This window comes from Polynucleobacter sp. UB-Tiil-W10 (assembly GCF_018881605.1).
Classification (GTDB): Bacteria; Pseudomonadota; Gammaproteobacteria; order Burkholderiales; family Burkholderiaceae; genus Polynucleobacter.
Genome location: NZ_JACVPZ010000001.1, coordinates 1,934,837 through 1,958,740 on the forward strand (window position 1 = coordinate 1,934,837; position 23,904 = coordinate 1,958,740).

Sequence of the window (23,904 nt, forward strand, 5' to 3'; positions counted from 1 at the left end):
GCTCTAAATCTTTATAAAGGTTTCGCAGAATCTAAGCAGCGCTTATGTTCTACGTGATACGCAAATTCATCCATGTAATGCTTCAACATACCGCGCACTGGCATGGCTGCTGCATCACCTAAAGCGCAAATCGTGCGACCTTGAATATTGGCAGCTACATCGTTTAGCAAATCCATATCTTCTGGTCGCCCTTGACCATGCTCAATACGATGAACAATGCGCCACAACCAACCGGTACCTTCACGGCATGGCGTGCATTGACCACATGATTCTTCATGATAGAAATAAGACAAACGCTCTAACGCACGAACCATGCAACGCGTTTCATTCATCACAATTACCGCGCCTGAACCCAGCATAGATCCTGCTTTGGCAATGCTGTCGTAATCCATTGTTAAATCCATCATCTGCGCGCCTGGCACAACAGGAGATGAAGATCCGCCAGGAATAACAGCTTTTAAGGCTACGCCATCACGCATACCGCCAGCAAGCTTCAACAACTCAGCAAACGGAGTGCCCAATGGAATCTCATAGTTTCCGGGGTGAACAACGTCACCAGAGATTGAGAAGATTTTTGTGCCGCCGTTATTCGGTTTACCAAGCTCTAAATAGGCCTGGCCACCAATGGCCAAAATGAATGGCACCGCAGCGAATGTTTCGGTGTTATTAATTGTTGTAGGCTTGCCATACAAACCAAAACTTGCTGGGAATGGCGGCTTAAAGCGTGGCTGACCTTTTTTACCCTCTAAAGACTCCAGTAGCGCAGTCTCTTCACCGCAAATATAAGCACCCCAACCTGGAGACGCATGCAATCGGAAAGAGAAATCGCTGCCCAGAATTTTGTCGCCCAAGTAACCTGCACCACGCGCTTCTTCCAAAGCCTCTTCGAAGCGTGAATACACTTCCCAGATTTCGCCGTGGATGTAGTTGTAGCCAGTGGTAATACCCATGGTGTAGGCACCAATGATCATGCCTTCAATCAAAGCATGTGGGTTGTAACGCATGATGTCGCGGTCTTTAAAAGTACCTGGCTCACCTTCGTCACTATTACAAACTAAATATTTTTGTCCTGGGAATTGACGTGGCATAAAGCTCCACTTCAAACCCGTTGGGAAGCCTGCACCGCCACGACCACGCAATGATGAAGCTTTTAATTCTGCAATGATGGCGTCAGGTGCTACTTTGTCATTGATCAAACGACGCAGCTGTTGATAGCCACCACGACTTTCGTAATCTTTTAAACGCCAGTTAGCGCCATTTAATCCGGCAAGAATTAAAGGCTTGATATGGCGATCGTGCAAGCTGGTCATGCTGCTTTCCCTTCTGCACGCAATTCATTTAACAATGCATCAATCTTTTCTTTGCTCATAAAGCTACACATACGCTTGTCATTCACCAACATCACTGGTGAATCACCACAGGCACCCATACATTCACCCTCTTTTAATGTGAAGGTTCCACATGGAGTGGTTTCGTTGTAGCCAATGCCAAGTGTCTCTTTTAAGTATGTCGCGGCTGTTTCACCATGGGTTAATTGGCAAGGCAAATTAGTACAGATCACCAATTTGTATTTACCAATTTTCTTGGTGTTGTACATATTGTAGAAAGTAGCCACTTCATCAACAGCAATGCTCGGCATTTCAAGAATTTGTGCAACAGTCTCAATAACTTCTGGAGATACCCAACCTACCTCTGTTTGGGCTGCAATCAAACAAGCCATCACAGCAGATTGCTTATGCTCAGGCGGATACTTAGCGATATTGCGATGAATATCGGCTAATGTTTTATCGGATAGCTGAAGGGTTGTAGTCATTAAATAATCCTTGGCACGCTCAATTAGCGGTCAATCTCCCCGAACACAATATCTTGGGTACCGATAATGGTTACTGCATCAGCCAACATGTGGCCGCGTGACATCTCATCCATTGCTGATAAGTGCACAAATCCAGGTGCACGAATCTTCATGCGGTAAGGTTTATTGGCACCATCTGAAATTAAGTAAATACCAAACTCACCTTTTGGATGTTCAACTGCTGAGTAAGCCTCACCATCGGGAACGTGAATACCTTCAGTAAAGAGTTTGAAATGGTGAATCAATTCTTCCATATTGGTTTTCATATCCACACGCTTTGGTGGAGAAACCTTATGGTTGTCACTCATTACTGGACCTGGGTTCGCTTTTAACCAAGCTACACACTGCTTAATAATGCGATTAGATTGACGCATTTCTTCCATGCGAACCAAATAACGATCGTAAGAGTCGCCATTGACGCCTACTGGAATGTCGAAATCCAAGCGGTCATAAACTTCATACGGCTGCTTCTTACGCAAATCCCACTCAATGCCTGAACCACGCAACATTGGACCAGTGAATCCAAGCTGTAATGCACGCTCTGGGGTCACGATGCCGATATTAACTAAACGCTGTTTCCAAATACGGTTATCCGTTAAGAGATTGCAGTACTCATCCACATTGGCATCAAAGCCATTAGAAAATTGCTCAATGAAATCCAATAATGTGCCGCTGCGGTTTTCATTCAGACGCTTAATCGCGGAGGCGCTACGAATTTTGTTCTTGGTGAACTGAGCCATATGATCTGGCAAGTCACGATATACGCCACCTGGACGATAGTAAGCAGCGTGCATACGCGCACCAGAGACTGCCTCGTACATATCAAAGATGTCTTCACGATCACGGAAGGCGTACAAAAATACCGCCATCGCACCAACGTCAAGACCGTGACAACCAATCCAAAGCAAGTGGTTTAATAAACGAGTTAGCTCGTCATACATCACACGAATATATTGCGCACGAAGCGGAACATCTACTTGCAGTAACTTTTCGATGGCCATGACATAAGCGTGCTCATTGGACATCATGGAAACATAATCCAGGCGATCCATATAAGGAACGTTTTGAATCCAAGTACGTGTCTCTGCTAGCTTTTCAGTAGCGCGATGCAATAAGCCGATGTGTGGATCAGCGCGCTGGATCACTTCACCATCCAGCTCAAGCACTAAACGTAATACGCCGTGCGCCGCCGGATGCTGGGGACCGAAATTGAGGGTGTAGTTCTTAATTTGTGCCATGGCTTAAACCGGACCTCCATACTGCTCTTCACGAACAATACGTGGAGTAATTTCTCGAGCCTCAATCGTGACCGGTTGATAGACAACACGTTTTAACTCTGGGTCGTAACGCATTTCCACATTGCCACTAATTGGGAAATCTTTTCTAAATGGATGACCAATAAAGCCATAGTCAGTCAAAATACGACGCAAGTCATCATGACCATCAAACAGGATGCCGTAGAGGTCAAATGCTTCACGCTCAAACCAATTGGCCGCAGCCCAAACAGGTGTAATCGACGCAACTAATGGATAACTATCGTCTGGGGCAAATACGCGCACACGCAAACGCCAGTTGTGCTCTAAGGATAAGAGGTGACTTACAACGCCAAAGCGTAGACCACTCCATGCACCATCACGGAAATCTTGATAGTCAACACCACACAGATCAATCAATTGCTCAAAAGCAAGCGAAGGATCGTCACGTAACAACATGGCAGATTCAAAATAAGTGTCCGCATTAACAACTACAGTCACTTCACCCAATGCAATCTCAATGGATTTAGCGCGCTTACCTAAAACTTTTTCTAAGTTTGCAGCTAATTGGATTAAACGATCTGACATAACTTAAGCCTTCCGCGCAATCGTGCTCGTGCGAGCGATCTTGGATTGGAGCTGAATAATTCCGTAGATCAACGCTTCTGCTGTTGGAGGGCATCCAGGCACATAAATATCCACTGGAACGATGCGGTCACAACCACGTACTACTGAATAGGAGTTATGGTAATAGCCCCCGCCATTGGCGCAAGAGCCCATAGAGATCACCCAGCGTGGTTCTGGCATCTGGTCATAAACCTTGCGTAATGCCGGGGCCATCTTGTTGCATAAGGTACCTGCAACAATCATCAAATCTGATTGACGTGGAGATGGGCGAAACACGACACCAAATCGGTCCAAGTCATAACGGGAAGCGCCCGCATGCATCATCTCTACCGCACAACAGGCCAGACCAAAGGTCATAGGCCATAAGGATCCATTACGCGTCCAGTTGATCAACTGATCCGCAGTGGTGGTGACAAAACCTTCTTTGAGAACGCCTTCTAATGCCATATCTATCACTCCCAGTCGAGAGCGCCCTTTTTCCAGATATATACAAATCCCACAATGAATTCCAAGAGGAAAATCACCATAGAGGCGTAGCCAAGCCATCCAATATCACGCAAAGCCACACCCCATGGGAACAGGAATGCAGTTTCAAGGTCAAACAGGATGAAGAGAATAGCGACTAAGTAATAACGCACGTCGAACTTCATGCGTGCATCTTCGAAAGCTTCAAAACCACACTCATAAGGAGACAGTTTTTCAGCATCTGGCTTCGAAGGAGCCAAAATTTTTCCGAGGAACATGGGGACTAATCCCACCCCAATGCCTACGAGGATAAAAAGCAGAACAGGAAAGTAATTAGCGAGATTCAAAATAGCCCTGATTCGTTTGTCTAGTAAATCCTAAAAGCAGCAAATTATTAATTATTCCACTACATAAAGTATTGATTTAGAGCAAAAACCCTTAGCAATACTTCTTTATTGGTGCCGACGGCGAGACTCGAACTCGCACAGCCTAAGCCACTACCCCCTCAAGATAGCGTGTCTACCAATTTCACCACGTCGGCATCTTGCAAAACCCATCAATTCTACTGCATTGCACAAGTGCACTACCCCAAAATTTGGACTAGAAAATCTGTAAAAACCTACTTTTTTACTTAGGAACTGCTGGTTTGCTTGGATCTTGAACTGGAGCTACTGGAGCAGCCGGAGCCACAACAGGGGCTACGGTACCAGACAAAACGCCAGGGCTAACTTCCTTCTTATTACCGATCCAGGTAATACCTAAAGTACAAATAAAGAAAACGGCGGCAAATACTGCAGTTGCATGGGACAGAAAGTTTGCAGAACCACTGGCGCCAAATAAGCTTCCGGATGAACCAGAGCCAAAGGCTGCTCCCATGTCGGCACCCTTACCCTGCTGTAACAGAACCAAAAGAATGACAGCCAAAGCTGAAATTACCTGCAATACGATGAATAAAGTCTTAAACCATTCCACAGCTTATCTCCAAATAAAAAATCTATGCCTGACAAATGGCCAGAAAATCTTGAGGGTTCAATGATGCGCCCCCAACTAAACCACCATCAATATCAGGCATGGCAAACAATTCAACAGCATTGTCAGGCTTGACACTACCGCCGTACAAAATACCAACGTGTGAGGCTACATCTTCGTTAAATTCTGCTAATTGCAGGCGAATCGCGCGATGCATATCTTGTGCAACTTGGGCGCTGGCAACTTTGCCAGTTCCAATAGCCCATACCGGTTCATAGGCAATTAAACAGTCAGCAAGACGGTCTTGCAATACACCCGCCTGCTTTGCAATCTGAGCGCAAACAATCTCTTCCGCCCTGCCCGAATTTCTCTCATCCGCGGTCTCGCCAACACAAATCACCGGGGTCATGCCGTTATCCAAGACCTGAAGGACTTTAGCCGCAACAGCCTCATCCACCTCTTGATGCATTTGACGGCGCTCAGAGTGCCCAACGATGACATAGGTACATCCAAGCTCTTTGAGCATTGAAGCTGCCACTTCACCGGTATATGCACCCGAGGTGTGAGCCGACGCATCTTGTGCACCAAGATTTAAAAAGGCTAATGAGTGCTCTTTAATTAAATGGGCACATTGAGACAAGTACGGAAAAGGCGGACAAACAGCATATTTACGTCCTGACGGCATCCCACTCTCCATGCCACGGGCAACGGTCTTGATCCAGTCTTGGTTACTTGCAAGACTGCCATTCATTTTCCAGTTGCCGATAACGATGAGTGGTCGCATAAGGGGTAATGAATACTTTTAAACAGTTAAAACAATTTTGCCAACGTGCTCAGAAGACTCCATCAATCGATGGGCATCAGCCGCCTGATCCAAGGTAAATGTTTTATAGATCACGGGTTTTAACTTGCCTGCATTAAGCAAAGGCCAGACATTGTCATGCAGTTGTTTAGTGATTTGCTTCTTAAATGAGACCGGACGAGGCCTTAAAGTAGAGCCAGTGATTGTTAGGCGACGACGCAGAATTTGATTCGTACTGACTTCTGCCTTTGATCCGCCTTGGATTGCAATAATCACAATACGACCATCATCGGCTAAGCAATCAATTTCTTTTTGCACATAAGCGCCAGTAACCATATCGAGAATGACATTAACGCCCTTGCCATCAGTAGCCTTCTTCACTTCTTCGACAAAATCTTGGGTCTTGTAGTTAATTGCAAGATCGGCACCTAATGCCACGCATGCGGCACATTTTTCATCAGTACCGGCTGTAACAAATACTTTATGACCTAAGGCTTTGGCGATCAAGATCGCAGTAACACCGATACCGCTAGAGCCACCTTGAACTAATAATGTTTCACCTTCAGCTAACTGACCACGCATGAAGACGTTGCTCCACACGGTGTAAAAAGTTTCAGGCAATGCAGCTGCCTCTTGATCGGTAAAACCTGTGGGGTAAGGCAAGCACTGTGCAACAGGAGCGGTACACAAGTCAGCATAACCACCACCCTGAACCAGAGCACAAACTTTATCGCCTACCTTTAAGCCAAATACATTGTCAGCATGAGCTAAATCGCCACCGACGATTTCACCAGCTACTTCGAGACCAGGAATATCCGATGCGCCTGCTGGAACTGGGTAATGTCCTTTACGTTGTAAAACGTCTGGACGATTAATTCCAGCAGCTAAGACCTTGATCAAAATTTCGCCAGTCCCAGCAGCAGGAGTTGCTGGGTCAGGTCGAGTGGTTGGCACCAGCATTTCTGGGGCACCAAATTCTTTGATTTCAATTACGCGCATAAATACTCCCGCTCGCTCAGCTACTTAAGCAGACTCACCGGACACTGGGGCTGCCTCAGCAACAGATTCAGCAGCACCGGCTAAAGGAGCAATCGTGCCACCTTCATCAGCCATCGCAGCTTTCAATGACAAACGTAAACGACCACGCTCATCAGCGGCTAACAATTTCACGCGAACCACTTGGCCTTCTGCCAAATAGTCTTTAACTTCTTTTACGCGCTCATTAGAGATTTCGGAAATGTGCAAGAGACCATCTTTACCAGGAAGAATATTTACTAAAGCGCCAAACTCGAGCAACTTCACCACTGGACCTTCGTAGATCTTGCCTACTTCAGCTTCAGCAGTGATGCCTTCGATACGCGCTTTAGCTTCAGCCATACCTTCAGCAGAAGTAGAAGCAATCGTTACAGTACCGTCATCTTTAATGTCGATGCTGCAACCAGTTTCTTTGGTCAAAGCCTGAATAGTTGCGCCGCCCTTACCGATAACTTCACGAATCTTGTCTGGGTGAATCTTGAAAGAAACCATACGTGGAGCATGAGCAGACAATTCTGTACGAACTGAACCCATTGCTTCTTGCATTTTGCTCAAAATATGCAAACGTCCTTCTTTAGCTTGCGCTAAAGCAACCTGCATAATTTCTTTAGTAATACCTTGAACTTTAATATCCATCTGGAGAGCAGTAATACCGTTTGCTGTTCCAGCTACCTTAAAGTCCATGTCGCCTAAGTGATCTTCATCACCCAAGATGTCTGTCAACACAGCAAAACGATTGCCATCCAGAATCAATCCCATTGCAACACCGGCAACGTGTGCCTTAACAGGAACACCCGCATCCATCATCGCCAAACAGCCGCCGCAAACAGAAGCCATTGAAGATGAACCATTGGACTCAGTAATTTCTGAAACCACGCGAATGCTGTATGCAAAGTCTTCTGCGCTTGGCAATACTGGAATCAATGCACGCTTAGCCAAACGACCATGACCAATTTCACGACGCTTAGGGCTTCCTACACGGCCAGTTTCACCAGTCGCAAACGGAGGCATGTTGTAGTGGAACATGAAACGATCGCGGTACTCACCTTCGAGCGCATCAATGATCTGCTCATCACGTGCTGTACCCAATGTAGCCACAACAAGTGCCTGTGTTTCGCCGCGAGTAAACAATGCTGAACCGTGAGTGCGTGGTAACACGCCATTACGAATTTCAATTGGACGAACAGTACGAGTATCACGGCCATCAATACGTGGCTCACCATTCAAAATCTGGCTACGAACAATTTTCGCTTCGATTTCAAACAAGATGTCATTAACAGCAACTGCGTCAACGTCACCTTCTTCTTGTAACTTCGCCACTACTTCTTTAGTAATTTCTTTGAGCTTGTCTGAACGAGCACCCTTTTGACGAATTTGATACGCTTCGCGCAAAGGGGCCTCAGCCAATGCTGTTACCTTAGCGATAAATGGCTCATCTTTAGGTGCAGCAGCCCAATCCCACTCTGGCTTACCAGCTTCAGTAACCAATTCATTAATTGCGTTAATCGCAGTTTGCATTTGGTCGTGACCATAAACAACTGCGCCCAACATGATTTCTTCAGACAATTGATTTGCTTCTGACTCAACCATCAATACAGCAGCTTGTGTTCCAGCCACGATCAAATCGAGTTCGCTAGTAGCTTGTTCTGTACGAGTTGGGTTCAAAAGATATTGGCCATTTGCGTAACCTACACGTGCCGCGCCTACTGGGCCAGCAAAAGGAATGCCTGAGATAGCCAATGCTGCAGATGCTGCGATCAAGGCAGGAATGTCAGAAGGAACATCAGGATTGATAGACAACACATGAATGACAACTTGAACTTCGTTCAAGAAGCCTTCTGGAAACAAAGGGCGCAATGGACGGTCGATCAAACGGGAGATCAATGTCTCACCTTCGGATGGACGGCCTTCACGACGGAAGAAGCCACCAGGGATCTTGCCGGCGGCATAAGTCTTTTCTAAATAATCAACAGTCAATGGGAAAAAAGATTGGCCTGGCTTTGCAGACTTAGAGGCAACAACCGTACCCATTACTACTGTGTCATCGATGTTAACGATAACGGCACCACCAGATTGACGAGCAATCTCGCCTGTTTCCATCGTTACCTGATGATTACCCCATTGAAACGTTTTTACTGCTTTTTTAAACATAGTCATTCTGATCTTCTCCAAATTGTTCACGTAAGGCTCACATGAGCATTACGCTTGTCGTGGGATAAAGCAGTGTCACGACAACACTGGAGCGTTTTAAGATCACAAGGGATGCCATTCCAGGGAGACTCTGAATCAACTTTCAGAAGCTCATTGGAATGACACAATCCCCTACACAAATAATCTTGAAGCGCCCAAAAAACATGCCATCTGCTTAAGACTGATTCTAAGAAGAAACAACCCTAAGATAGATGGCATTGCATACCGATAAGAATTACTTACGGAGACCTAATTTCTCAATCAATGCGCGATAGCGATCCAAATCTTTGCCTTTGAGGTAATCCAAGAGGCGACGGCGACGTGAAACCATCTTCAACAAACCACGACGGCTGTGATGATCTTTAGCGTTAGCCTTGAAATGGGGGGTTAATTCATTGATGCGGGCTGTAAGCAATGAAACTTGAACTTCAGGGCTTCCCGTATCGTTTGCGCTGCGCGCGTTATCTTTGACGATTTCCGCCGTTTTAATATCAGCAACTGCCATTTTTAATACTCCTTACTTGCGAACACATGAGCTCTCACCCAATTCGTGTCGTGCGTGATTAACAAAATAAAACAAAAAAGCTTTATAAATCAAAGCCCTCGAATTGTAGCAGAGCAAGCGACTCTTTATGGAATCCCAGGCAAGGAATGCTCTTACTGTATTATCAGATTCTGACCTATTGTTAATATATTCCTTTTAAAATCAAGGATTTACAAATAATGAATTCAATTAATCGCGCCATCATCTCTTTTTTATGCCTCGGCTTTGGGCTTTTACAGCCAGCGCATGCTCAGTTTGGCTCGTTTTTCGGTCCAGACAAAACGATCTCTGAGCAACGTCAGGATATTTTGATCAAAAATCAGGCAATCCTAAAGCAACTCTATGATGCTCAACCCAAAGCCAAAGAGTTGATTGAAAAATCAGTGGGCTACGCAACCTTCAGTAACTTTGGCATGAAAATACTGATTGCAGGCGGCGGCACTGGTAGTGGCGTAGTAATCAATAAAGCCAACAAAAGACCAATCTTTATGAATATGGCTGAGGTTCAAGCTGGCCTGGGGCTTGGAATTAAATCATTCCAAAATATTTTTGTATTTGAAAGTGAAGCTGCCATAAATGACTTTGTGAATTCAGGCTGGACTTTTGGCGGTCAAGTAACCGCTGCTGCCAAATACGAAAAAGATGGTGGTGCTTATCAAGACGCTACGGTAGTTGCCCCTGGAGTATTAATGTATCAGTTAACTGACTCCGGCCTTGCCGCTGAAATCACGGGCAAAGGCACGAAGTACTACAAAAATACTGACTTAAATAAGTAAAACCCTTTGCAGATGAGCCAATGATTAAGGGGTCATCTGAGCATTGAGCTTTGCTAAGCTCGGATCGTGCAATTTATTCAAGGCTGATAAATACGCTTTTGCGGAAGCAGCAATGATGTCAGGGTCGGTACCAACACCATTCACAATGCGCCCACCTTTTGCCAGGCGCACAGTAACTTCTCCTTGAGATTGCGTTCCCGAAGTAATCGCGTTTACTGAATAGAGCAACTGCTCTGCACCACTCTTCGCAATTTCTTCAATTGCATTCAGGCTCGCGTCTACTGGGCCATTCCCTTCTGCTTCAGAACTCATCTCTTTATCACCCATGCGGAATGTCACGCGTGATTTAGGACGCTCACCTGTTTCAGAATGCTGGCTTAATGAAATAAATTTGTAGTGCTCACCCTCTTCGGCTGCCGCTGAATCAGACATGATGGCAATGATATCTTCATCAAAAATTTCAGACTTTTGATCTGCCAATGTTTTGAATCGAACGAATGCTTCATTTAAATCAGCCTCAGCTTCGACAGTAATACCTAACTCTTGCAAACGCTGTTTAAAGGCGTTACGCCCAGACAATTTGCCCAAAACAATCTTATTTGCAGACCAGCCCACATCTTCTGCGCGCATGATTTCATAGGTATCACGGTTCTTCAAAATACCATCTTGGTGAATACCAGATGTATGGGCAAATGCATTCGCACCCACCACAGCCTTATTGGGCTGTACTACAAAGCCGGTAATTTGAGAAACCAATTTAGAGGCAGGAACGATTTGAGTCGCATCAATATTACAGACCATATCAAAGTAGTCTTTGCGGGTACGCAATGACATCACAATTTCTTCTAAGGCAGTGTTACCAGCACGCTCTCCTAAGCCATTAATCGTACACTCAATTTGACGTGCGCCACCAATCTTGACGCCGGCCAAAGAATTGGCAACTGCCATCCCTAAGTCGTTATGGCAATGCACTGACCAAACCGCTTTATCGGAATTGGGTACTCGGGTGCGTAAGGTTTTAATGAAATCACCATATAACTCTGGTGTTGCATAACCAACGGTATCTGGAATATTAATGGTGGATGCACCTTCATTAATCACCGCCTCCACTACTCTGCACAAGAAATCCATTTCTGAGCGATAGCCGTCTTCCGCAGAAAATTCAATATCAGAAGCTAAGTTTCTAGCAAAACGAATCGAGCGTTTAGCTTGCTCCAATACTTCCTCTGGAGACATGCGCAACTTCACAGCCATATGTAATGGGCTGGTTGCCAAAAATGCATGAATCCGTTTTGCATTAGCGGCTTGCAAAGCATCTGCAGCGCGCGTGATGTCCTTATCATTTGCTCTTGCCAATGAGCAAATAATCGAGTCCTTGACTGCAGCAGCTACCGCAGAGATGGCTTGGAAATCACCTTCAGAGCTAGCAGCGAAACCTGCTTCAATCACATCCACCTTCAGACGCTCAAGTTGACGAGCAATACGAACCTTCTCATCCTTAGTCATCGACGCGCCAGGGGATTGTTCGCCATCACGCAAGGTGGTGTCAAAAATGATTACTTTGTCGCTCATCACTACTCTCCAGTTTTAAATACTTCTGAACTTATTTATTTCAATCTTATAAAACAAAAACCCCAGCAATTTGCTGGGGCTGGTATTGGTGGTTAATGAATTGGGTTTATCTCATTAACTCAGGCCTTACCCGCCCCAAGCTTTAGGCTTAGTGCTAGCAGAAGGAGGCCGGCTATCGGTGAGAAATTCATCAACATGGATTAAATATACCCCAAAATTTGCAGATTAGCTAAAACGCTTGCCACTCAGTCTTTCCCAAGCCCAAATGACATAACCCGAGATTGAGTACACCACAAACAAACCAAACAGGGTCAAAGGTGGGTTAGATGAGATCAAAACAAAGGTCAAGATCATCAGCACCATCACACCAAATGGTACTCGGTAACGCACATCCAAAGCTTTACCGCTATAAAAACGGGCGTTTGAGACCATGGTGAGGCCTGCGTAGACCGCAATGAAAAAGGTAATCCAAGGTATGGCGGTATCGCGCACCGGAATCTTGTTGTCATCAGCCAACCAAATAAAGCCAGCCATTAATGCTCCTGCAGCTGGACTTGGCAAACCCTGGAAAAACTTCTTATCTACCACTCCAGTGTTTACATTAAAGCGGGCCAGACGCAAAGCGGCGCCAGCACAGTAAGTGAAAGCGGCCAACCAACCCCACTTACCCAAATCTTTTAAGGCCCACTCATAGGCCACTAAAGCGGGCGCAACACCAAACGACACCATATCGGCAAGAGAGTCGTATTGCTCACCAAATGAACTCTGGGTATTGGTCATCCGGGCAATACGGCCATCCATACCATCCAATACCAGCGAAGCAAAAATGGCGATTGCCGCAGTTTCAAACTGGTGATTCATGGCATTCACGATTGCGAAGAATCCGCAGAATAATGCGGCAGTCGTAAAGGCATTTGGCAAAAGATAAATGCCCTTGCTACGCAAGCGCGGCTTTTGTGGGTGCAACTCCTCTACTTCGTAATCAATGCCATCACCTAATTCCTCAGCCCATCGCTTTTCAGAGGATGGGTTAGAACGATTGGAGAGGCTGCTACGTTCGATGCGGCCACGACGGCGAAATGTACTCAAAGCGTATCCCGGTAAAAGATTCGAATCAGTCCAAGCCAGGCAAACGTGCCAAAGCTGTATTTGTTGCAAAAACTTTATCGCCAACACTAACCAATGGTTCAGCAGTCAACGGCAAATACACGTCAACTCTTGAGCCAAAGCGTATAAATCCATAGCGCTCACCGGGTTTAAGTCGGTCGCCAACATGGATATAGCAAAGAATACGGCGTGCAATCAGGCCCGCAACCTGCACCAAAGTAACGATCTGACCATTGGCATCGATCACAACGGCATTACGTTCGTTCTCGGTAGAGGCCTTATCTAAATCTGCGTTAACAAATTTGCCGGGGAAATACTGAATTTCCTTAACCAAGCCATTAACTGCGCTACGGTTGGAGTGGACATTAAATACATTCATGAATACACTAATTTTGAGCGCTTCACGTCCAGCATAAGGATCGTTGGCTTTTTCAACCACAACAATTCGACCATCAGCCGGGGATAAAACCAGATCGCGACCAAGAGCAGGAATACGCTGCGGATCACGAAAGAACTGCAGAACAAAGAAAAAGATGATCCAAAGAGGCCATGACCACGCAATGCCGCCTAAATAATGAACCAGCAAAGTCACTGCCCCCACTAACGCTAAATACGGCCAACCTTCTTTCGCAATAATGGGGTGTGGATACATCATCTTTGTTCTGAGCCTTTTTATTTACTACTATTCGTTTTTTTACTTAGCTTCTAAGCTTAGTTCTTAGTTTGGTCAACTAGCTTGTTCTTAGCAATCCAAGGCATCATGGCACGCAATTTTGCGCCAACTACTTCGATGTCATGCTCAGCATTCAAACGACGACGGGAAATCAATGTAGGCGCACCTGCTTTGTTCTCCAAAATGAAGCTCTTAGCGTACTCACCAGTTTGAATATCTTTCAAGCACTGACGCATTGCGTTCTTAGTATCTTCTGTAACAACACGTGGGCCAGTGACATACTCACCGTACTCAGCGTTATTAGAGATGGAGTAGTTCATATTGGCAATACCGCCTTCATAGATCAAGTCAACGATCAATTTGAGTTCATGCAAGCACTCAAAGTAAGCCATTTCAGGTGCATAACCAGCTTCAACCAAGGTTTCAAAACCAGCCTTGATCAACTCCACTGCGCCGCCGCAGAGAACTGCTTGCTCACCGAACAAGTCGGTTTCAGTTTCTTCACGGAAGTTTGTTTCGATGATGCCAGCACGTCCGCCGCCGTTTGCTGTTGCATATGACAAAGCAACATCACGAGCTGAACCAGATTTGTCTTGATAAACAGCGATCAAATGTGGAACGCCGCCGCCTTGTGCGTAAGTACCACGAACTGTGTGGCCAGGAGCCTTAGGAGCGATCATGATCACATCTAAGTCAGCGCGTGGCTGAACTTGACCATAGTGAACGTTAAAGCCGTGAGCAAAAGCCAATGCAGCGCCTTGCTTAATATTGCCGTGAACTTCTTTGCTGTAAACATCAGCAATTTGTTCGTCAGGCAACAACATCATGACTACGTCAGCATCCTTAACAGCTTCGCCAACTTCTTTTACTGTCAAGCCAGCATTTGCTGCCTTGCTCCAGGAAGCGCCGTCTTTACGCAAACCAACAGTAACGTTAACGCCAGAATCTTTGAGGTTCAATGCGTGCGCGTGACCTTGTGAACCATAACCAATGATGGTGACTTTCTTGCCCTTGATGAGGGACAAATCAGCGTCTTTATCGTAAAAAACTTTCATGCTCTTTCCTTGTATTGAAAATGTAATTAATGCAGTAATTAGTTAATAAAATTAAACCTTGAGGATGCGTTCGCCACGACCAATTCCGGAGCCGCCTGAGCGGACAGTTTCCAGAATCGATGCACGATCGATCGAATCAATAAAGGCATCCAGCTTGGCACCATCACCCGTTAACTCGATGGTGTAACTCTTATCAGTCACATCAATGATGCGACCGCGGAAGATATCAGTAGTACGTTTGAGCTCTTCGCGTTCTTTACCTACAGCCCGTACCTTAATCATCATGAGCTCACGCTCAATGTGCGGGCCTTCACTTAAATCAAATACTTTAACCACCTCAACCAAACGGTTTAAGTGCTTGGTAATTTGCTCAATGACGTCATCAGAACCAAAAGTCACGATCGTCATACGAGATAAAGAAGCATCTTCAGTCGGTGCAACACTCAAAGTATCAATGTTGTAACCGCGTGCAGAAAATAAACCCACCACCCGCGATAAGGCACCCGGCTCATTCTCAATGAGTACAGAAATAATATGTCGCATTAGAGATCCTCGCTACCCAAAAGCATTTCAGTAATACCCTTACCTGCTTGGACCATAGGCCAAACGTTTTCTTCTGGGTCAGTCTGGAAATCCATAAATACCGTACGATCTTTTAGGCGAATCGCCTCTTTGAGAGCGCCCTCAACATCCGATTTTTTCTCGATACGCATACCAACGTGACCATAAGCCTCTGCCAACTTCACAAAGTCAGGCAAAGAATCCATATACGAGCTGGAATAACGTTTGTTATAGGTGAGCTCTTGCCATTGACGAACCATACCTAAATAGCGGTTGTTCAAAGACACGATCTTCACAGGAGTGTTGTATTGCTTACAGGTGGAAAGTTCCTGAATACACATCTGGATTGAACCCTCGCCTGTAATCGCGAATACATCCTTATCCGGGAATGCTTTCTTGATACCCATGGCATAGGGCAAGCCTACGCCCATAGTACCCAGTCCACCAGAGTTAATCCAACGACGTGGTTGATCAAACTTGTAGAACTGAGCAGCCCACATTTGATGCTGACCTACGTCAGATGTGATGAATGCATCACCGCCGGTAAGCTCCCATAATTTTTGAACCACATACTGCGGCTTCACAATTTGAGAAGCTTCGTCGTACTTCAAGCAATCTTTTTTACGCCACTCATTGATTTGATCCCACCAGGCGGCAACTTTGTCACCATTCTGACGTGGACCAGCAGCCTTCAATTGGGCAGTCATCTCAACCAATACTTCTTTGAGGTTACCAACAATAGGAACATCTACCTTCACGCGCTTCGAAATTACAGAAGGATCAATATCAATATGAATGATCTTGCGTGGATGACTTGCAAAGTGCGATGTATTACCAATCACGCGGTCATCAAAACGCGCGCCAATCGCAATCAACACATCACTGTGTTGCATTGCCATATTGGCCTCGTAAGTTCCGTGCATGCCGAGCATACCCAAGAACTGAGGACTGGTTCCAGGAAATCCGCCCAAGCCCATCAAGGTATTTGTAACGGGATAACCCAGTAAATCGGCAAATTCTTTCAGTTCAGGAGCGGCATCTGACAGAATCACGCCGCCACCGGTATAGATGTATGGACGCTCCGCCTCTTGAAGCAAAGCTACTGCCTTGCGAATCTGGCCGCTGTGACCTTTCACAACCGGATTGTATGAACGCATCTCCAGCGTTTCTGGATAAACGAATGGACCCTTGGCTGCGGATACATCTTTCGGGATGTCAATCAACACAGGGCCAGGTCTACCTGTCTGCGCAATATGAAAAGCCTTCTTCAACACGAGAGGAAGATCTTTAACATCTTTTACAAGGAAGTTGTGTTTGACAACTGGGCGAGTAATACCAACCGTATCCGCTTCTTGGAAGGCATCTTCACCGATAGCATAGGTTGGCACGTTACCGCTAATGATCACCATCGGAATGGAGTCGGTATACGCAGTTGCGATACCGGTTACCGCATTGGTAACACCAGGACCAGAGGTCACTAATGCAACACCCACTTTACCGGTTGCGCGAGCATAGCCATCGGCTGCATGAACCGCTGCTTGCTCATGGCGAACCAAGATATGTTCAAACTTATCTTGTTTAAAAATTTCGTCGTAGATAAAGAGCACAGAACCGCCTGGGTAACCCCAGACAAATTCAACACCCTCTTTGTGCAATGCATGCACGAGCATTTCCGCGCCAATCATTTCTGGAGGCGCTGCATCATTGTTTGTATTTGTTGTGTCTTTGTTAGCTTTAGTAGCTAAAAATTCGGCGCTGCTTGTATTCATTTTCTTTCGTCCTTTGCAATTTTCGGCAAAAAATTGATTGGTCTGTTCTGTCTCCTGCTTGTGGCCTGAGTTCGAACGGCGCTGCTACCGGAAAAAACCACTTCTTGAATGAGATTCTAGGTAGTAAGCCCTACATTCTATAGCAATCCCCTAAAATGATTCAATTCCTAAAGAATCAGGTCTAATCCATTGCATGGCATCAGCCCAAGAACTATCTGACTTTCTGTGTAGTGTCGAGCAGCGCGCTTTTAAGCAGGCGGTTTATGCTGTCCGTGACGATGACGCTGCACTCGACATTGTTCAAGATGCGATGATTAAGTTGGCTGAAAAATATGGGGATAGGCCTGCAGCAGAACTCCCCTTGGTCTTCACCAGAATTCTGCAAAATCGAATTCATGACTGGTTTAGAAGGCAAAAAGTCAGAAACACCTGGGTCACCCTATTTTCCAATATGGGCAAAAAGGGTGACGAAGGTGATGATTTTGACCCTTTGGAGTCTCTTTCAGCCCCGGATGATAGTGAAATTCACCAAGATGGGGCATATAAGCTGGAAAAAAGTCAGCTTTTACAGGCTTTGGAGTCAGAAATATCTAAATTGCCTGTACGTCAACGAGAAGCCTTCCTGATGCGTTATTGGGATGAGCTAAGTATTACTGAGACGGCCAAAGCAATGAGTTGTAGTGAAGGTAGCGTCAAAACCCACTGTTCTAGAGCCACCCAATCTTTAGCTAAAGCATTGAAATTAAAAGGAATTACGCTGTGAAACACTTTGATGACCAATTTACCCAGACCCAAGTTGACCAGTTCGGCCAAGCTAGTGCGGCCCTGCTACGTCAAGGTACTCAGAGCATTCCTCAGAGCGTCAAGGATCGCCTTTATGCGGCGCGTATGAAGGCCCTGTCGGTCAGAAAACCTGAAAAAGTTCGCATCCAAAAGCAAGTTTTAGCTGGAACAGCCCGAAACTGGACCTCTGGCTCAAACGGCGTTTGGGATACCGTAGGCTGGATTGCACCTCTAGTAGTTCTCGTTTTCGGCCTCATTGGCATCGCCCAATGGCAGGATGACTCCCGCATCAACGACATTGCAGAAGTAGATGCAGCATTGCTGGCCGATGATGTGCCACCTGACGCTTACGCTGATAGCGGATTTATGGCCTTCCTCAAAAATGGCCCTCTTTCTGATTCCGATAGCGCATCCGATCCAGCCCCAATCAAATAATTTCGATTCGCTTGATGTCATTGACAACTAGAACGCAAAAAGCTTGCAGCCTGATGCTGTTTGCATTCTTTTGCATCACTCAGGTAAGCGTGGCTCAAGCGCAAACTACTCCAAGCGCTGCTCATGGAAAGGCCGCTGCTATTCCAGAGAAAAAACCCGATGGCACATGGGAAAGCCTAAAGCCTGCTCAACAAAAGATTCTTGCCCCGCTGGAAAGCGACTGGGATTACATGCTGCCCGATAGTCGCAAAAAATGGATTCAGGTTGCAAACATTTATCCAAAGATGAGTTCGCAAGATCAAGAGCGCCTGCAGTCTCGTATGGCGAGTTGGTCCAATCTCTCCCAAAAGGAACGTCGCATTGCACGAGAAAATTATCTTGCTAGCCTGAAGTTTCCTGCCGAGAAAAAAGCAGAAGCTTGGAGCGCATACCAAAAACTGAGCGACGATCAAAAGAAGAAGTTAGCAGAATCTGAAGTAAAGAAAAAGCCTACTGCGACCAGTGCCCCAACACTGCAGCAGCACCCTATTTCACCGAAAGCCGCCCTTCCAAATACCGTTACAGCTCCAAGCATGCCCACCTCGGCAGAAAGTACTGGAGCCAATGCGGAAAGCAGCCCTTCCAATAATTAAGCAGCTCCATGACGCCTGCTGACTTACACGCATTACCTGCACCCCAATTTTGGCGAAGAGTGTCATGCTGTCTTTATGAGCAGCTGGTACTACTTGGCGTATTCGCCCTGACCTTTTTAGTTCCCAACCTGGTTCTGGGTATTTTGTTTGGCATCTCATTACCGAGTTGGCTTACCTTCTTGTACCTCTATGCTGTCTTGGGTATTTATTTTGTCTGGTACTGGACCAAATCAGGTCAAACACTTGCCATGCAAACGTGGCGTGTTCGCATTATTGGGCGGGATGGATTTAATCTCACCAAGAGACAAGCCTTTTGGCGCTACGTCTATGGCTCACTCTGGTTAATCCCCTGCGTTCTGTTGCAATGGGCTTTTCATCTAGAGAAGTGGCAGATTATAGAAATGCTCTTTACTGTGGCACTCTTAATTTGGCCTTTAAGCATTTATCTGGATCGTCAGAATATTTTGTTTCGTCAAAGTCTTCCCGACCGTTTGGCTGGCACTCGTTTAGTTGAGCTACCTAAAAATCTGGTCACTCTGACTTAGTAGCCCTACTTAGTAAGCTTACTCAAGCTTCCCGCAGACATTCGACTGCAGTAGCATTCTGAATTCTCTTCTGGAATCGATATCCGGACATTACACAAGCGCCGACGCCAAATGCAACGCCCATGATGAGCGCCTCTCCAAAAGCATTAAATTGAATCTCCATCACGTAGCGACCTAGTGCCCAGGCAGCAATACCAGATGCCAGTCCAGCCAATAGACCGGCCAACAGTCCGATCATCACTAATTCAATATTTGCAATTTTCGACAAAATGTTTCGTGAAGCCCCTAAGGCTTTTAATAAGGCCGCATTACGATAACGCTCATCTTGGGTAGCCGCGATAGCCGACATTAAAACTAACATCGCTGCAGCGATCGTAAAAGCCAGCAACAAACCTAATACGGAGGAAAGCTTATTTAGTACCTCCTGAATTTGTTGCAACGAGGCTGATACATCCACAATGGTTAAATTGGGATAAGTTTGGCTTAATTGAAAATCCAAAGATTCTTGCTTGGGAGGCTGATAGTAAGAGGTAATCCAAGACTGCGGCAAGGATTGCAACTGCGCAGCTGGCATGATGACAAAAAAGTTCACCCGCATTGAGCTCCAATCCAATTTTCGTAGGGAGGTAATAGGAGCAGTAATCTTTTCACCAGCAACCTCAAAACTGAGTTGATCACCCAGTTTCAATTTCAGGGTTTTGGCTATTCCGGTTTCCATTGATATTTGAGGCGCATCTCCCTCAATCCATTGACCCGAAATAATCTTGTTACCGAATGGCAATTGATCTGTGTAGGACAAATTAAATTCACGATCCAGTAAGCGCTTGGCATTCTCTTCTGCAAAATCATTGGGCGCAACGTCTTTACCGTTAATTTCAACCAAACGACCTCTGACCATGGGATAAAACTGCGGACTTGAAACACCTGCATCCTCAAGCGACTGAGTAAGCCCCTGTTTTTGCTCACCCTGAACATTAATCATGAAACGATTAGGTGCATCACTGGGAATATTGCCTTGCCAGGCACTTAAAAAATCAGCCCGTAATAGAAGAACCAGTATTAGCGCCATGAGTGCAATACCGAGTGCGGTAATTTGTACTACCGCAAGACCCGTTCTTCGCCCTTGAGACAAAATCACAAATCCAAATGCAAAACATTGGGTACGTATGGTACTCAGAAGACGCAAAGTACACCAAGATACAAAGGCAAAAACTACAATTGCAGCGCCAAAACTCAGACCGGTCCACAAAGCCAACTTCCAATCACGTGCAGCGAGCATGATTAAAGATGCGCTCGCACCTAAACCACACAAGGCGGTCCAAAAAGTGGAAATGCTGATGCCATCAAATTCTTTTCTAATCAGCCGGATGGGAGGAACCTTGACCAAACTAAAGATTGCAGGACCAGCAAAACCAAACAATAAAAACCAAGCGACCAACACACTCCAAAGGACGGGCCAAAGAGAGACGGATGGCAGTTCAGCCATCACCAAATTGCCCAATAGTAGCGTTAGGATATGTTGCCCAAGGTAACCTAATAGTGAACCTATAAACGCTGCAATGAGGCCCAGGCCGATAAGAGTCTGCGCTTGTCGCCTCAGGATCATGCTTGAGCTAGCCCCGAGACATTTGAGGACAGCGCACGCATCTGCTTGCTTGCGTGTGTAGCGGTGCGCAGATAACGCTATAGCAACTGCTGCCACCATAGCAGTCAATAACGCGATGAGGGACAAGAATCGATCTGCACGCTCAAGCGTCTTTCTCATCATGGGCTGTGCAGTCTCCAGAGTTTCTATACGAATACCCTTCAACCCATCTTTTTCAATATATTGGTTGGCCCATGAACCATAGGAGCTTATTTGCTCATCAGAGCCTGCCAAAAGTAAACGATAGGTCACCCTGCTACCAAGGCCAATCAGGCCGGTATCACTTAAGTCCGCTATTGACATCATGACTCGAGGAGCGAAATTCATAAAACCAGCGCCACGATCGAGTTCACGCTCTAAAACGCCGCCAATCACAAAGGTCTTTTGACCAAGGCGTATGGGATCGCCTTCTTTTGCATGCAAGCTTGCCAGCATGGCAGGATCAACCCATACAAACCCGCTATCTGGCCCAGAAGCAAGGGTCTTCATTTGTGTGCTGGACTGAACACGCAACTCGCCCCGGAGTGGGTATTGAGGGCTCACTGCTTTTAGCGAAGCTAATTTGCTATGAGCGCCAACGCTTGCCATACTTGGGAATACTACTGTTTGGGCAATCTGTAAATTTTTGCCTCTTGCCTCATCTAAAAAAAGATTGGGTAACGGCTGGTCAGAAACGATTAGTAAATCTGACGCCAAGAGTTGACGAGCATCGAAGGCAAACGCTCTTTGCATGCGATCAGCCAAAAAGCTGACACTAGAAAGTGCTGTAACAGAGAGCGTTAGCGCAACGAGCAACCAAGCTAACTCGCTTGAGCGCACATCACGCTTCAAGCCATCCAAGAAACGAAAAATGGATTTAATCAAATTGCTTGGATTTGCCCGCCATCAACGCGCATGACGGTACCCGTAATGAAAGAGGCATTTTGGCTGGCTAAGAATGCAGCTGCATCACCATACTCTTTGGGATCACCATATCTTCCCATCGGAATTTGTCTTAAGCTTGCTTTGACCACATCTTCATAGCTTGTCCCCTCACGTTTTGCACGCGCTTCGTCCAACTGGCGCAGACGATCGGTTGCGACTCTACCTGGCATGATCACATTGACGGTAACGCCTTCTGCAGCAACCTCTGCTGCCAATGTTTTGGACCATGCAAGCAATGCTGCACGCAAAGTGTTGGAGATAGCTAAATTTTTAATCGGCGCAATAGCACCCGATGTAGTGCTGGTAATGATTCGACCCCATTTGCGCTGACGCATGCCAGGCAATACGCGATCGGTTATGGCGATGAGTGACAACACCATATCGTTAAAGCTCTTTTGCCAAAGCGCAGGATCTTGACCAGCAGCCGGTGTTGGCGGAGGTCCGCCCGTGTTATTAATCAGGATATCAATAGGGCCCAATTCTTGCTCGACCTTGGATATCAACCCATCAATAACGGATGCATCCGCAAGATCCCAACTAAGAGCAAGCGCTTTACCCCCGGCGGCTTCAATTAATCTCACGGATTCCTGCAAACCTTCAGGATTGCGTCCGGTCACTGCAACATTAACGCCCTCTTTTGCTAATGACACTGCCATAGCTTGTCCTAAGCCACGACTAGAAGCAATGACCAAGGCAACCTTACCCTTTAATCCTAAATCCATTTTGTCTCCAAATGCGAATGCGTATATTTTTAATCTAACTGCAATTTTTGCTTAGCAACCACTTCTTTATAAACCGTGTACTCCGCTTTAATTTCTTTTGCAAAGGCTTCTGAGCCATTTACATTAATCAAGGAGCCAGTATCTTCAATACGTTTTTTTACAGCAGGATCAGCAACTACTTTTTGCAAGGCGGCAGTGTACTTATCTACGATCTCTTTTGGCATTCCTGCCGGACCCAAAAGACCGTAATAAGCCATCCGATTTACCGGTGCTAAGCCGACTTCAGCAAAAGTGGGTACATTTGGCAATTGCGCTAAACGCTTTGGAGCCGCAACGACGATTGGAACCAGCTTGCCATCTTTAATAAATGGCAATGAGGATGGCAAATTATCAAAGATCATCGAAACTTGTCCACCGACCGTATCGGCTAGTGCGGGGCCTGCTCCACGATAAGGGATGTGAACAATAAAGACGCCCGTTAAACTTTTAAATAACTCGGTTTGTAGATGACCGATGCCGCCAGTACCAGAGCTTGAATAAGAATACTTACCAGGATTAGTCTTCAATACCTCCATAAAGGTCTTAAAGTCTTTAGCAGGGAAAGAAGGATTTACGGCAATGATGTTTGGTGTTGCAGCTATATTGCTAATGGCTGTGAAATCCGTGACCGGATCGTAACCAATCTTTGGATTAATGGCCGGATTAGCAGCGGTCGTTGATACAGTAGCCATGCCAATGGTGTAACCATCTTTAGGGGCTCGCATAACCTCTAAGGCACCTATAGAGCCACCGCCACCCGCTTTATTCTCGACAATGACTGGTTGACCTAACTGACGCCCCAAAGCATCTCCTACAGCGCGAGCAATGATGTCAGTGCTGCCACCGGGCGCAAATGGAACGACTAAACGAATCGGTTTATTGGGAAAGCTTTGCGCGTGAACACTTCCGACGCAAATCATTGCAGAGAC

General features: G+C 46.0%; 25 protein-coding genes and 1 tRNA gene. 5 read left to right on the top strand and 21 right to left on the bottom strand.

The window, feature by feature from the left end; translation table 11 throughout:
* Positions 1–11: 11 nt before the first annotated feature.
* From nuoF to rpsO, 12 genes are all read right to left on the bottom strand, one after another.
* Positions 12–1,310: an NADH-quinone oxidoreductase subunit NuoF gene (nuoF, locus tag ICN33_RS09875; protein ID WP_216196403.1), complete on the bottom strand. Its 1,299-nt coding sequence runs from the start codon at positions 1,308–1,310 to the stop codon at positions 12–14.
* Complete coding sequence (nuoE, locus tag ICN33_RS09880; RefSeq protein ID WP_216196404.1) at positions 1,307–1,813, bottom strand: NADH-quinone oxidoreductase subunit NuoE; 507 nt, start codon at positions 1,811–1,813, stop codon at positions 1,307–1,309. Before nuoE ends, nuoF begins: the two co-directional genes overlap by 4 nt.
* Positions 1,814–1,836: 23 nt before the next feature.
* Positions 1,837–3,090: an NADH-quinone oxidoreductase subunit D gene (locus ICN33_RS09885; RefSeq protein WP_216196405.1), complete on the bottom strand. Its 1,254-nt coding sequence runs from the start codon at positions 3,088–3,090 to the stop codon at positions 1,837–1,839.
* Between the two features lie 3 nt (positions 3,091–3,093).
* Positions 3,094–3,693, bottom strand: a complete 600-nt coding sequence (locus tag ICN33_RS09890; RefSeq protein ID WP_216196406.1) for an NADH-quinone oxidoreductase subunit C — start codon at positions 3,691–3,693, stop codon at positions 3,094–3,096.
* 3 nt (positions 3,694–3,696) lie between these two features.
* The gene (locus ICN33_RS09895) at positions 3,697–4,179 is read right to left on the bottom strand and encodes an NADH-quinone oxidoreductase subunit B family protein (RefSeq protein WP_011902891.1); all 483 of its coding nucleotides are present in this window, start codon (positions 4,177–4,179) and stop codon (positions 3,697–3,699) included.
* Positions 4,180–4,184: 5 nt separating this feature from the next.
* Positions 4,185–4,544, bottom strand: coding sequence for an NADH-quinone oxidoreductase subunit A (locus ICN33_RS09900; protein WP_215358987.1), 360 nt, complete (start codon positions 4,542–4,544; stop codon positions 4,185–4,187).
* 109 nt (positions 4,545–4,653) lie between these two features.
* Positions 4,654–4,738, bottom strand: a tRNA-Leu gene (locus ICN33_RS09905).
* 86 nt (positions 4,739–4,824) lie between these two features.
* Complete coding sequence (gene secG / locus ICN33_RS09910; RefSeq protein ID WP_216196407.1) at positions 4,825–5,169, bottom strand: preprotein translocase subunit SecG; 345 nt, start codon at positions 5,167–5,169, stop codon at positions 4,825–4,827.
* 22 nt (positions 5,170–5,191) lie between these two features.
* Complete coding sequence (tpiA, locus tag ICN33_RS09915) at positions 5,192–5,950, bottom strand: triose-phosphate isomerase (protein WP_216196408.1); 759 nt, start codon at positions 5,948–5,950, stop codon at positions 5,192–5,194.
* Positions 5,951–5,968: 18 nt separating this feature from the next.
* Positions 5,969–6,967 carry an NAD(P)H-quinone oxidoreductase gene (locus tag ICN33_RS09920; protein ID WP_216196409.1) on the bottom strand — a complete coding sequence of 333 codons (999 nt, stop codon included), beginning with the start codon at positions 6,965–6,967 and terminating at the stop codon, positions 5,969–5,971.
* Positions 6,968–6,991: 24 nt separating this feature from the next.
* Positions 6,992–9,160, bottom strand: a complete 2,169-nt coding sequence (gene pnp / locus ICN33_RS09925; RefSeq protein ID WP_216196410.1) for a polyribonucleotide nucleotidyltransferase — start codon at positions 9,158–9,160, stop codon at positions 6,992–6,994.
* 268 nt (positions 9,161–9,428) lie between these two features.
* Complete coding sequence (rpsO, locus tag ICN33_RS09930; RefSeq protein ID WP_011902897.1) at positions 9,429–9,698, bottom strand: 30S ribosomal protein S15; 270 nt, start codon at positions 9,696–9,698, stop codon at positions 9,429–9,431.
* Positions 9,699–9,916: 218 nt separating this feature from the next.
* On the opposite strand from rpsO, the gene ICN33_RS09935 reads away from it, so the two are divergent.
* On the top strand, positions 9,917–10,513 hold the full coding sequence (locus tag ICN33_RS09935; RefSeq protein ID WP_216196411.1) for a YSC84-related protein: 597 nt from the start codon (positions 9,917–9,919) through the stop codon (positions 10,511–10,513).
* Between the two features lie 24 nt (positions 10,514–10,537).
* Here ICN33_RS09935 and ICN33_RS09940 read toward each other — a convergent pair whose 3' ends face one another.
* The 6 genes from ICN33_RS09940 to ICN33_RS09965 all read right to left on the bottom strand — a co-directional run bounded on the left by ICN33_RS09940 (position 10,538) and on the right by ICN33_RS09965 (position 17,250).
* Positions 10,538–12,085 (bottom strand): 2-isopropylmalate synthase, encoded by a 1,548-nt coding sequence (locus ICN33_RS09940; protein ID WP_216196412.1) that lies wholly within the window; start codon positions 12,083–12,085, stop codon positions 10,538–10,540.
* A gap of 225 nt (positions 12,086–12,310) precedes the next feature.
* Positions 12,311–13,174, bottom strand: a complete 864-nt coding sequence (gene pssA / locus ICN33_RS09945) for a CDP-diacylglycerol--serine O-phosphatidyltransferase (protein ID WP_216196413.1) — start codon at positions 13,172–13,174, stop codon at positions 12,311–12,313.
* A gap of 25 nt (positions 13,175–13,199) precedes the next feature.
* A complete protein-coding gene (locus ICN33_RS09950) occupies positions 13,200–13,847 on the bottom strand; it encodes a phosphatidylserine decarboxylase (protein WP_216196414.1) in 648 nt (215 codons plus the stop codon).
* A gap of 56 nt (positions 13,848–13,903) precedes the next feature.
* Positions 13,904–14,920 carry a ketol-acid reductoisomerase gene (gene ilvC / locus ICN33_RS09955; RefSeq protein ID WP_215358996.1) on the bottom strand — a complete coding sequence of 339 codons (1,017 nt, stop codon included), beginning with the start codon at positions 14,918–14,920 and terminating at the stop codon, positions 13,904–13,906.
* Between the two features lie 51 nt (positions 14,921–14,971).
* The gene (gene ilvN / locus ICN33_RS09960; RefSeq protein WP_216196415.1) at positions 14,972–15,463 is read right to left on the bottom strand and encodes an acetolactate synthase small subunit; all 492 of its coding nucleotides are present in this window, start codon (positions 15,461–15,463) and stop codon (positions 14,972–14,974) included.
* Positions 15,463–17,250 carry an acetolactate synthase 3 catalytic subunit gene (locus ICN33_RS09965; RefSeq protein WP_216196416.1) on the bottom strand — a complete coding sequence of 596 codons (1,788 nt, stop codon included), beginning with the start codon at positions 17,248–17,250 and terminating at the stop codon, positions 15,463–15,465. Before ICN33_RS09965 ends, ilvN begins: the two co-directional genes overlap by 1 nt.
* Positions 17,251–17,443: 193 nt before the next feature.
* On the opposite strand from ICN33_RS09965, the gene ICN33_RS09970 reads away from it, so the two are divergent.
* The 4 genes from ICN33_RS09970 to ICN33_RS09985 are packed head-to-tail and all read left to right on the top strand — an operon-like array spanning position 17,444 to position 19,645.
* Positions 17,444–18,013: an RNA polymerase sigma factor gene (locus tag ICN33_RS09970; RefSeq protein ID WP_216196417.1), complete on the top strand. Its 570-nt coding sequence runs from the start codon at positions 17,444–17,446 to the stop codon at positions 18,011–18,013.
* The gene (locus ICN33_RS09975) at positions 18,010–18,468 is read left to right on the top strand and encodes a DUF3619 family protein (protein WP_216196418.1); all 459 of its coding nucleotides are present in this window, start codon (positions 18,010–18,012) and stop codon (positions 18,466–18,468) included. The genes ICN33_RS09970 and ICN33_RS09975 overlap by 4 nt, the downstream gene beginning before the upstream one ends.
* 14 nt (positions 18,469–18,482) lie before the next feature.
* Positions 18,483–19,100: a DUF3106 domain-containing protein gene (locus ICN33_RS09980; protein WP_216196419.1), complete on the top strand. Its 618-nt coding sequence runs from the start codon at positions 18,483–18,485 to the stop codon at positions 19,098–19,100.
* 8 nt (positions 19,101–19,108) lie between these two features.
* Positions 19,109–19,645 carry an RDD family protein gene (locus ICN33_RS09985; RefSeq protein WP_216196420.1) on the top strand — a complete coding sequence of 179 codons (537 nt, stop codon included), beginning with the start codon at positions 19,109–19,111 and terminating at the stop codon, positions 19,643–19,645.
* A gap of 22 nt (positions 19,646–19,667) precedes the next feature.
* Here the strand turns inward: ICN33_RS09985 and ICN33_RS09990 are convergent, their stop codons facing one another.
* The 3 genes from ICN33_RS09990 to ICN33_RS10000 are packed head-to-tail and all read right to left on the bottom strand — an operon-like array spanning position 19,668 to position 23,895.
* Entirely contained in the window at positions 19,668–22,154 is a 2,487-nt protein-coding gene (locus tag ICN33_RS09990; RefSeq protein ID WP_216196421.1) for an ABC transporter permease, read from the bottom strand.
* Positions 22,151–22,936 carry an SDR family oxidoreductase gene (locus tag ICN33_RS09995; RefSeq protein ID WP_216196422.1) on the bottom strand — a complete coding sequence of 262 codons (786 nt, stop codon included), beginning with the start codon at positions 22,934–22,936 and terminating at the stop codon, positions 22,151–22,153. The genes ICN33_RS09990 and ICN33_RS09995 overlap by 4 nt, the downstream gene beginning before the upstream one ends.
* A gap of 29 nt (positions 22,937–22,965) precedes the next feature.
* The gene (locus tag ICN33_RS10000; RefSeq protein WP_216196632.1) at positions 22,966–23,895 is read right to left on the bottom strand and encodes a tripartite tricarboxylate transporter substrate binding protein BugE; all 930 of its coding nucleotides are present in this window, start codon (positions 23,893–23,895) and stop codon (positions 22,966–22,968) included.
* Positions 23,896–23,904 lie beyond the last annotated feature (9 nt).

Excerpts from the sequence above, each read along its gene's own strand:
- pnp (WP_216196410.1), bottom strand. The coding sequence starts at position 9,160 with ATGACTATGTTTAAAAAAGCAGTAAAAACGTTTCAATGGGGTAATCAT.
- ICN33_RS09950 (WP_216196414.1), bottom strand. The coding sequence starts at position 13,847 with ATGATGTATCCACACCCCATTATTGCGAAAGAAGGTTGGCCGTATTTA.
- ICN33_RS09980 (WP_216196419.1), top strand. The coding sequence starts at position 18,483 with ATGTCATTGACAACTAGAACGCAAAAAGCTTGCAGCCTGATGCTGTTT.
- ilvC (WP_215358996.1), bottom strand. The coding sequence starts at position 14,920 with ATGAAAGTTTTTTACGATAAAGACGCTGATTTGTCCCTCATCAAGGGC.
- nuoF (WP_216196403.1), bottom strand. The coding sequence starts at position 1,310 with ATGACCAGCTTGCACGATCGCCATATCAAGCCTTTAATTCTTGCCGGA.
- ICN33_RS10000 (WP_216196632.1), bottom strand. The coding sequence starts at position 23,895 with ATGATTTGCGTCGGAAGTGTTCACGCGCAAAGCTTTCCCAATAAACCG.
- ICN33_RS09885 (WP_216196405.1), bottom strand. The coding sequence starts at position 3,090 with ATGGCACAAATTAAGAACTACACCCTCAATTTCGGTCCCCAGCATCCG.
- ICN33_RS09995 (WP_216196422.1), bottom strand. The coding sequence starts at position 22,936 with ATGGATTTAGGATTAAAGGGTAAGGTTGCCTTGGTCATTGCTTCTAGT.
- rpsO (WP_011902897.1), bottom strand. The coding sequence starts at position 9,698 with ATGGCAGTTGCTGATATTAAAACGGCGGAAATCGTCAAAGATAACGCG.
- ICN33_RS09895 (WP_011902891.1), bottom strand. The coding sequence starts at position 4,179 with ATGGCATTAGAAGGCGTTCTCAAAGAAGGTTTTGTCACCACCACTGCG.
- ilvN (WP_216196415.1), bottom strand. The coding sequence starts at position 15,463 with ATGCGACATATTATTTCTGTACTCATTGAGAATGAGCCGGGTGCCTTA.
- ICN33_RS09920 (WP_216196409.1), bottom strand. The coding sequence starts at position 6,967 with ATGCGCGTAATTGAAATCAAAGAATTTGGTGCCCCAGAAATGCTGGTG.
- ICN33_RS09940 (WP_216196412.1), bottom strand. The coding sequence starts at position 12,085 with ATGAGCGACAAAGTAATCATTTTTGACACCACCTTGCGTGATGGCGAA.
- ICN33_RS09890 (WP_216196406.1), bottom strand. The coding sequence starts at position 3,693 with ATGTCAGATCGTTTAATCCAATTAGCTGCAAACTTAGAAAAAGTTTTA.
- ICN33_RS09970 (WP_216196417.1), top strand. The coding sequence starts at position 17,444 with ATGGCATCAGCCCAAGAACTATCTGACTTTCTGTGTAGTGTCGAGCAG.
- tpiA (WP_216196408.1), bottom strand. The coding sequence starts at position 5,950 with ATGCGACCACTCATCGTTATCGGCAACTGGAAAATGAATGGCAGTCTT.
- nuoE (WP_216196404.1), bottom strand. The coding sequence starts at position 1,813 with ATGACTACAACCCTTCAGCTATCCGATAAAACATTAGCCGATATTCAT.
- ICN33_RS09935 (WP_216196411.1), top strand. The coding sequence starts at position 9,917 with ATGAATTCAATTAATCGCGCCATCATCTCTTTTTTATGCCTCGGCTTT.
- ICN33_RS09965 (WP_216196416.1), bottom strand. The coding sequence starts at position 17,250 with ATGAATACAAGCAGCGCCGAATTTTTAGCTACTAAAGCTAACAAAGAC.
- ICN33_RS09985 (WP_216196420.1), top strand. The coding sequence starts at position 19,109 with ATGACGCCTGCTGACTTACACGCATTACCTGCACCCCAATTTTGGCGA.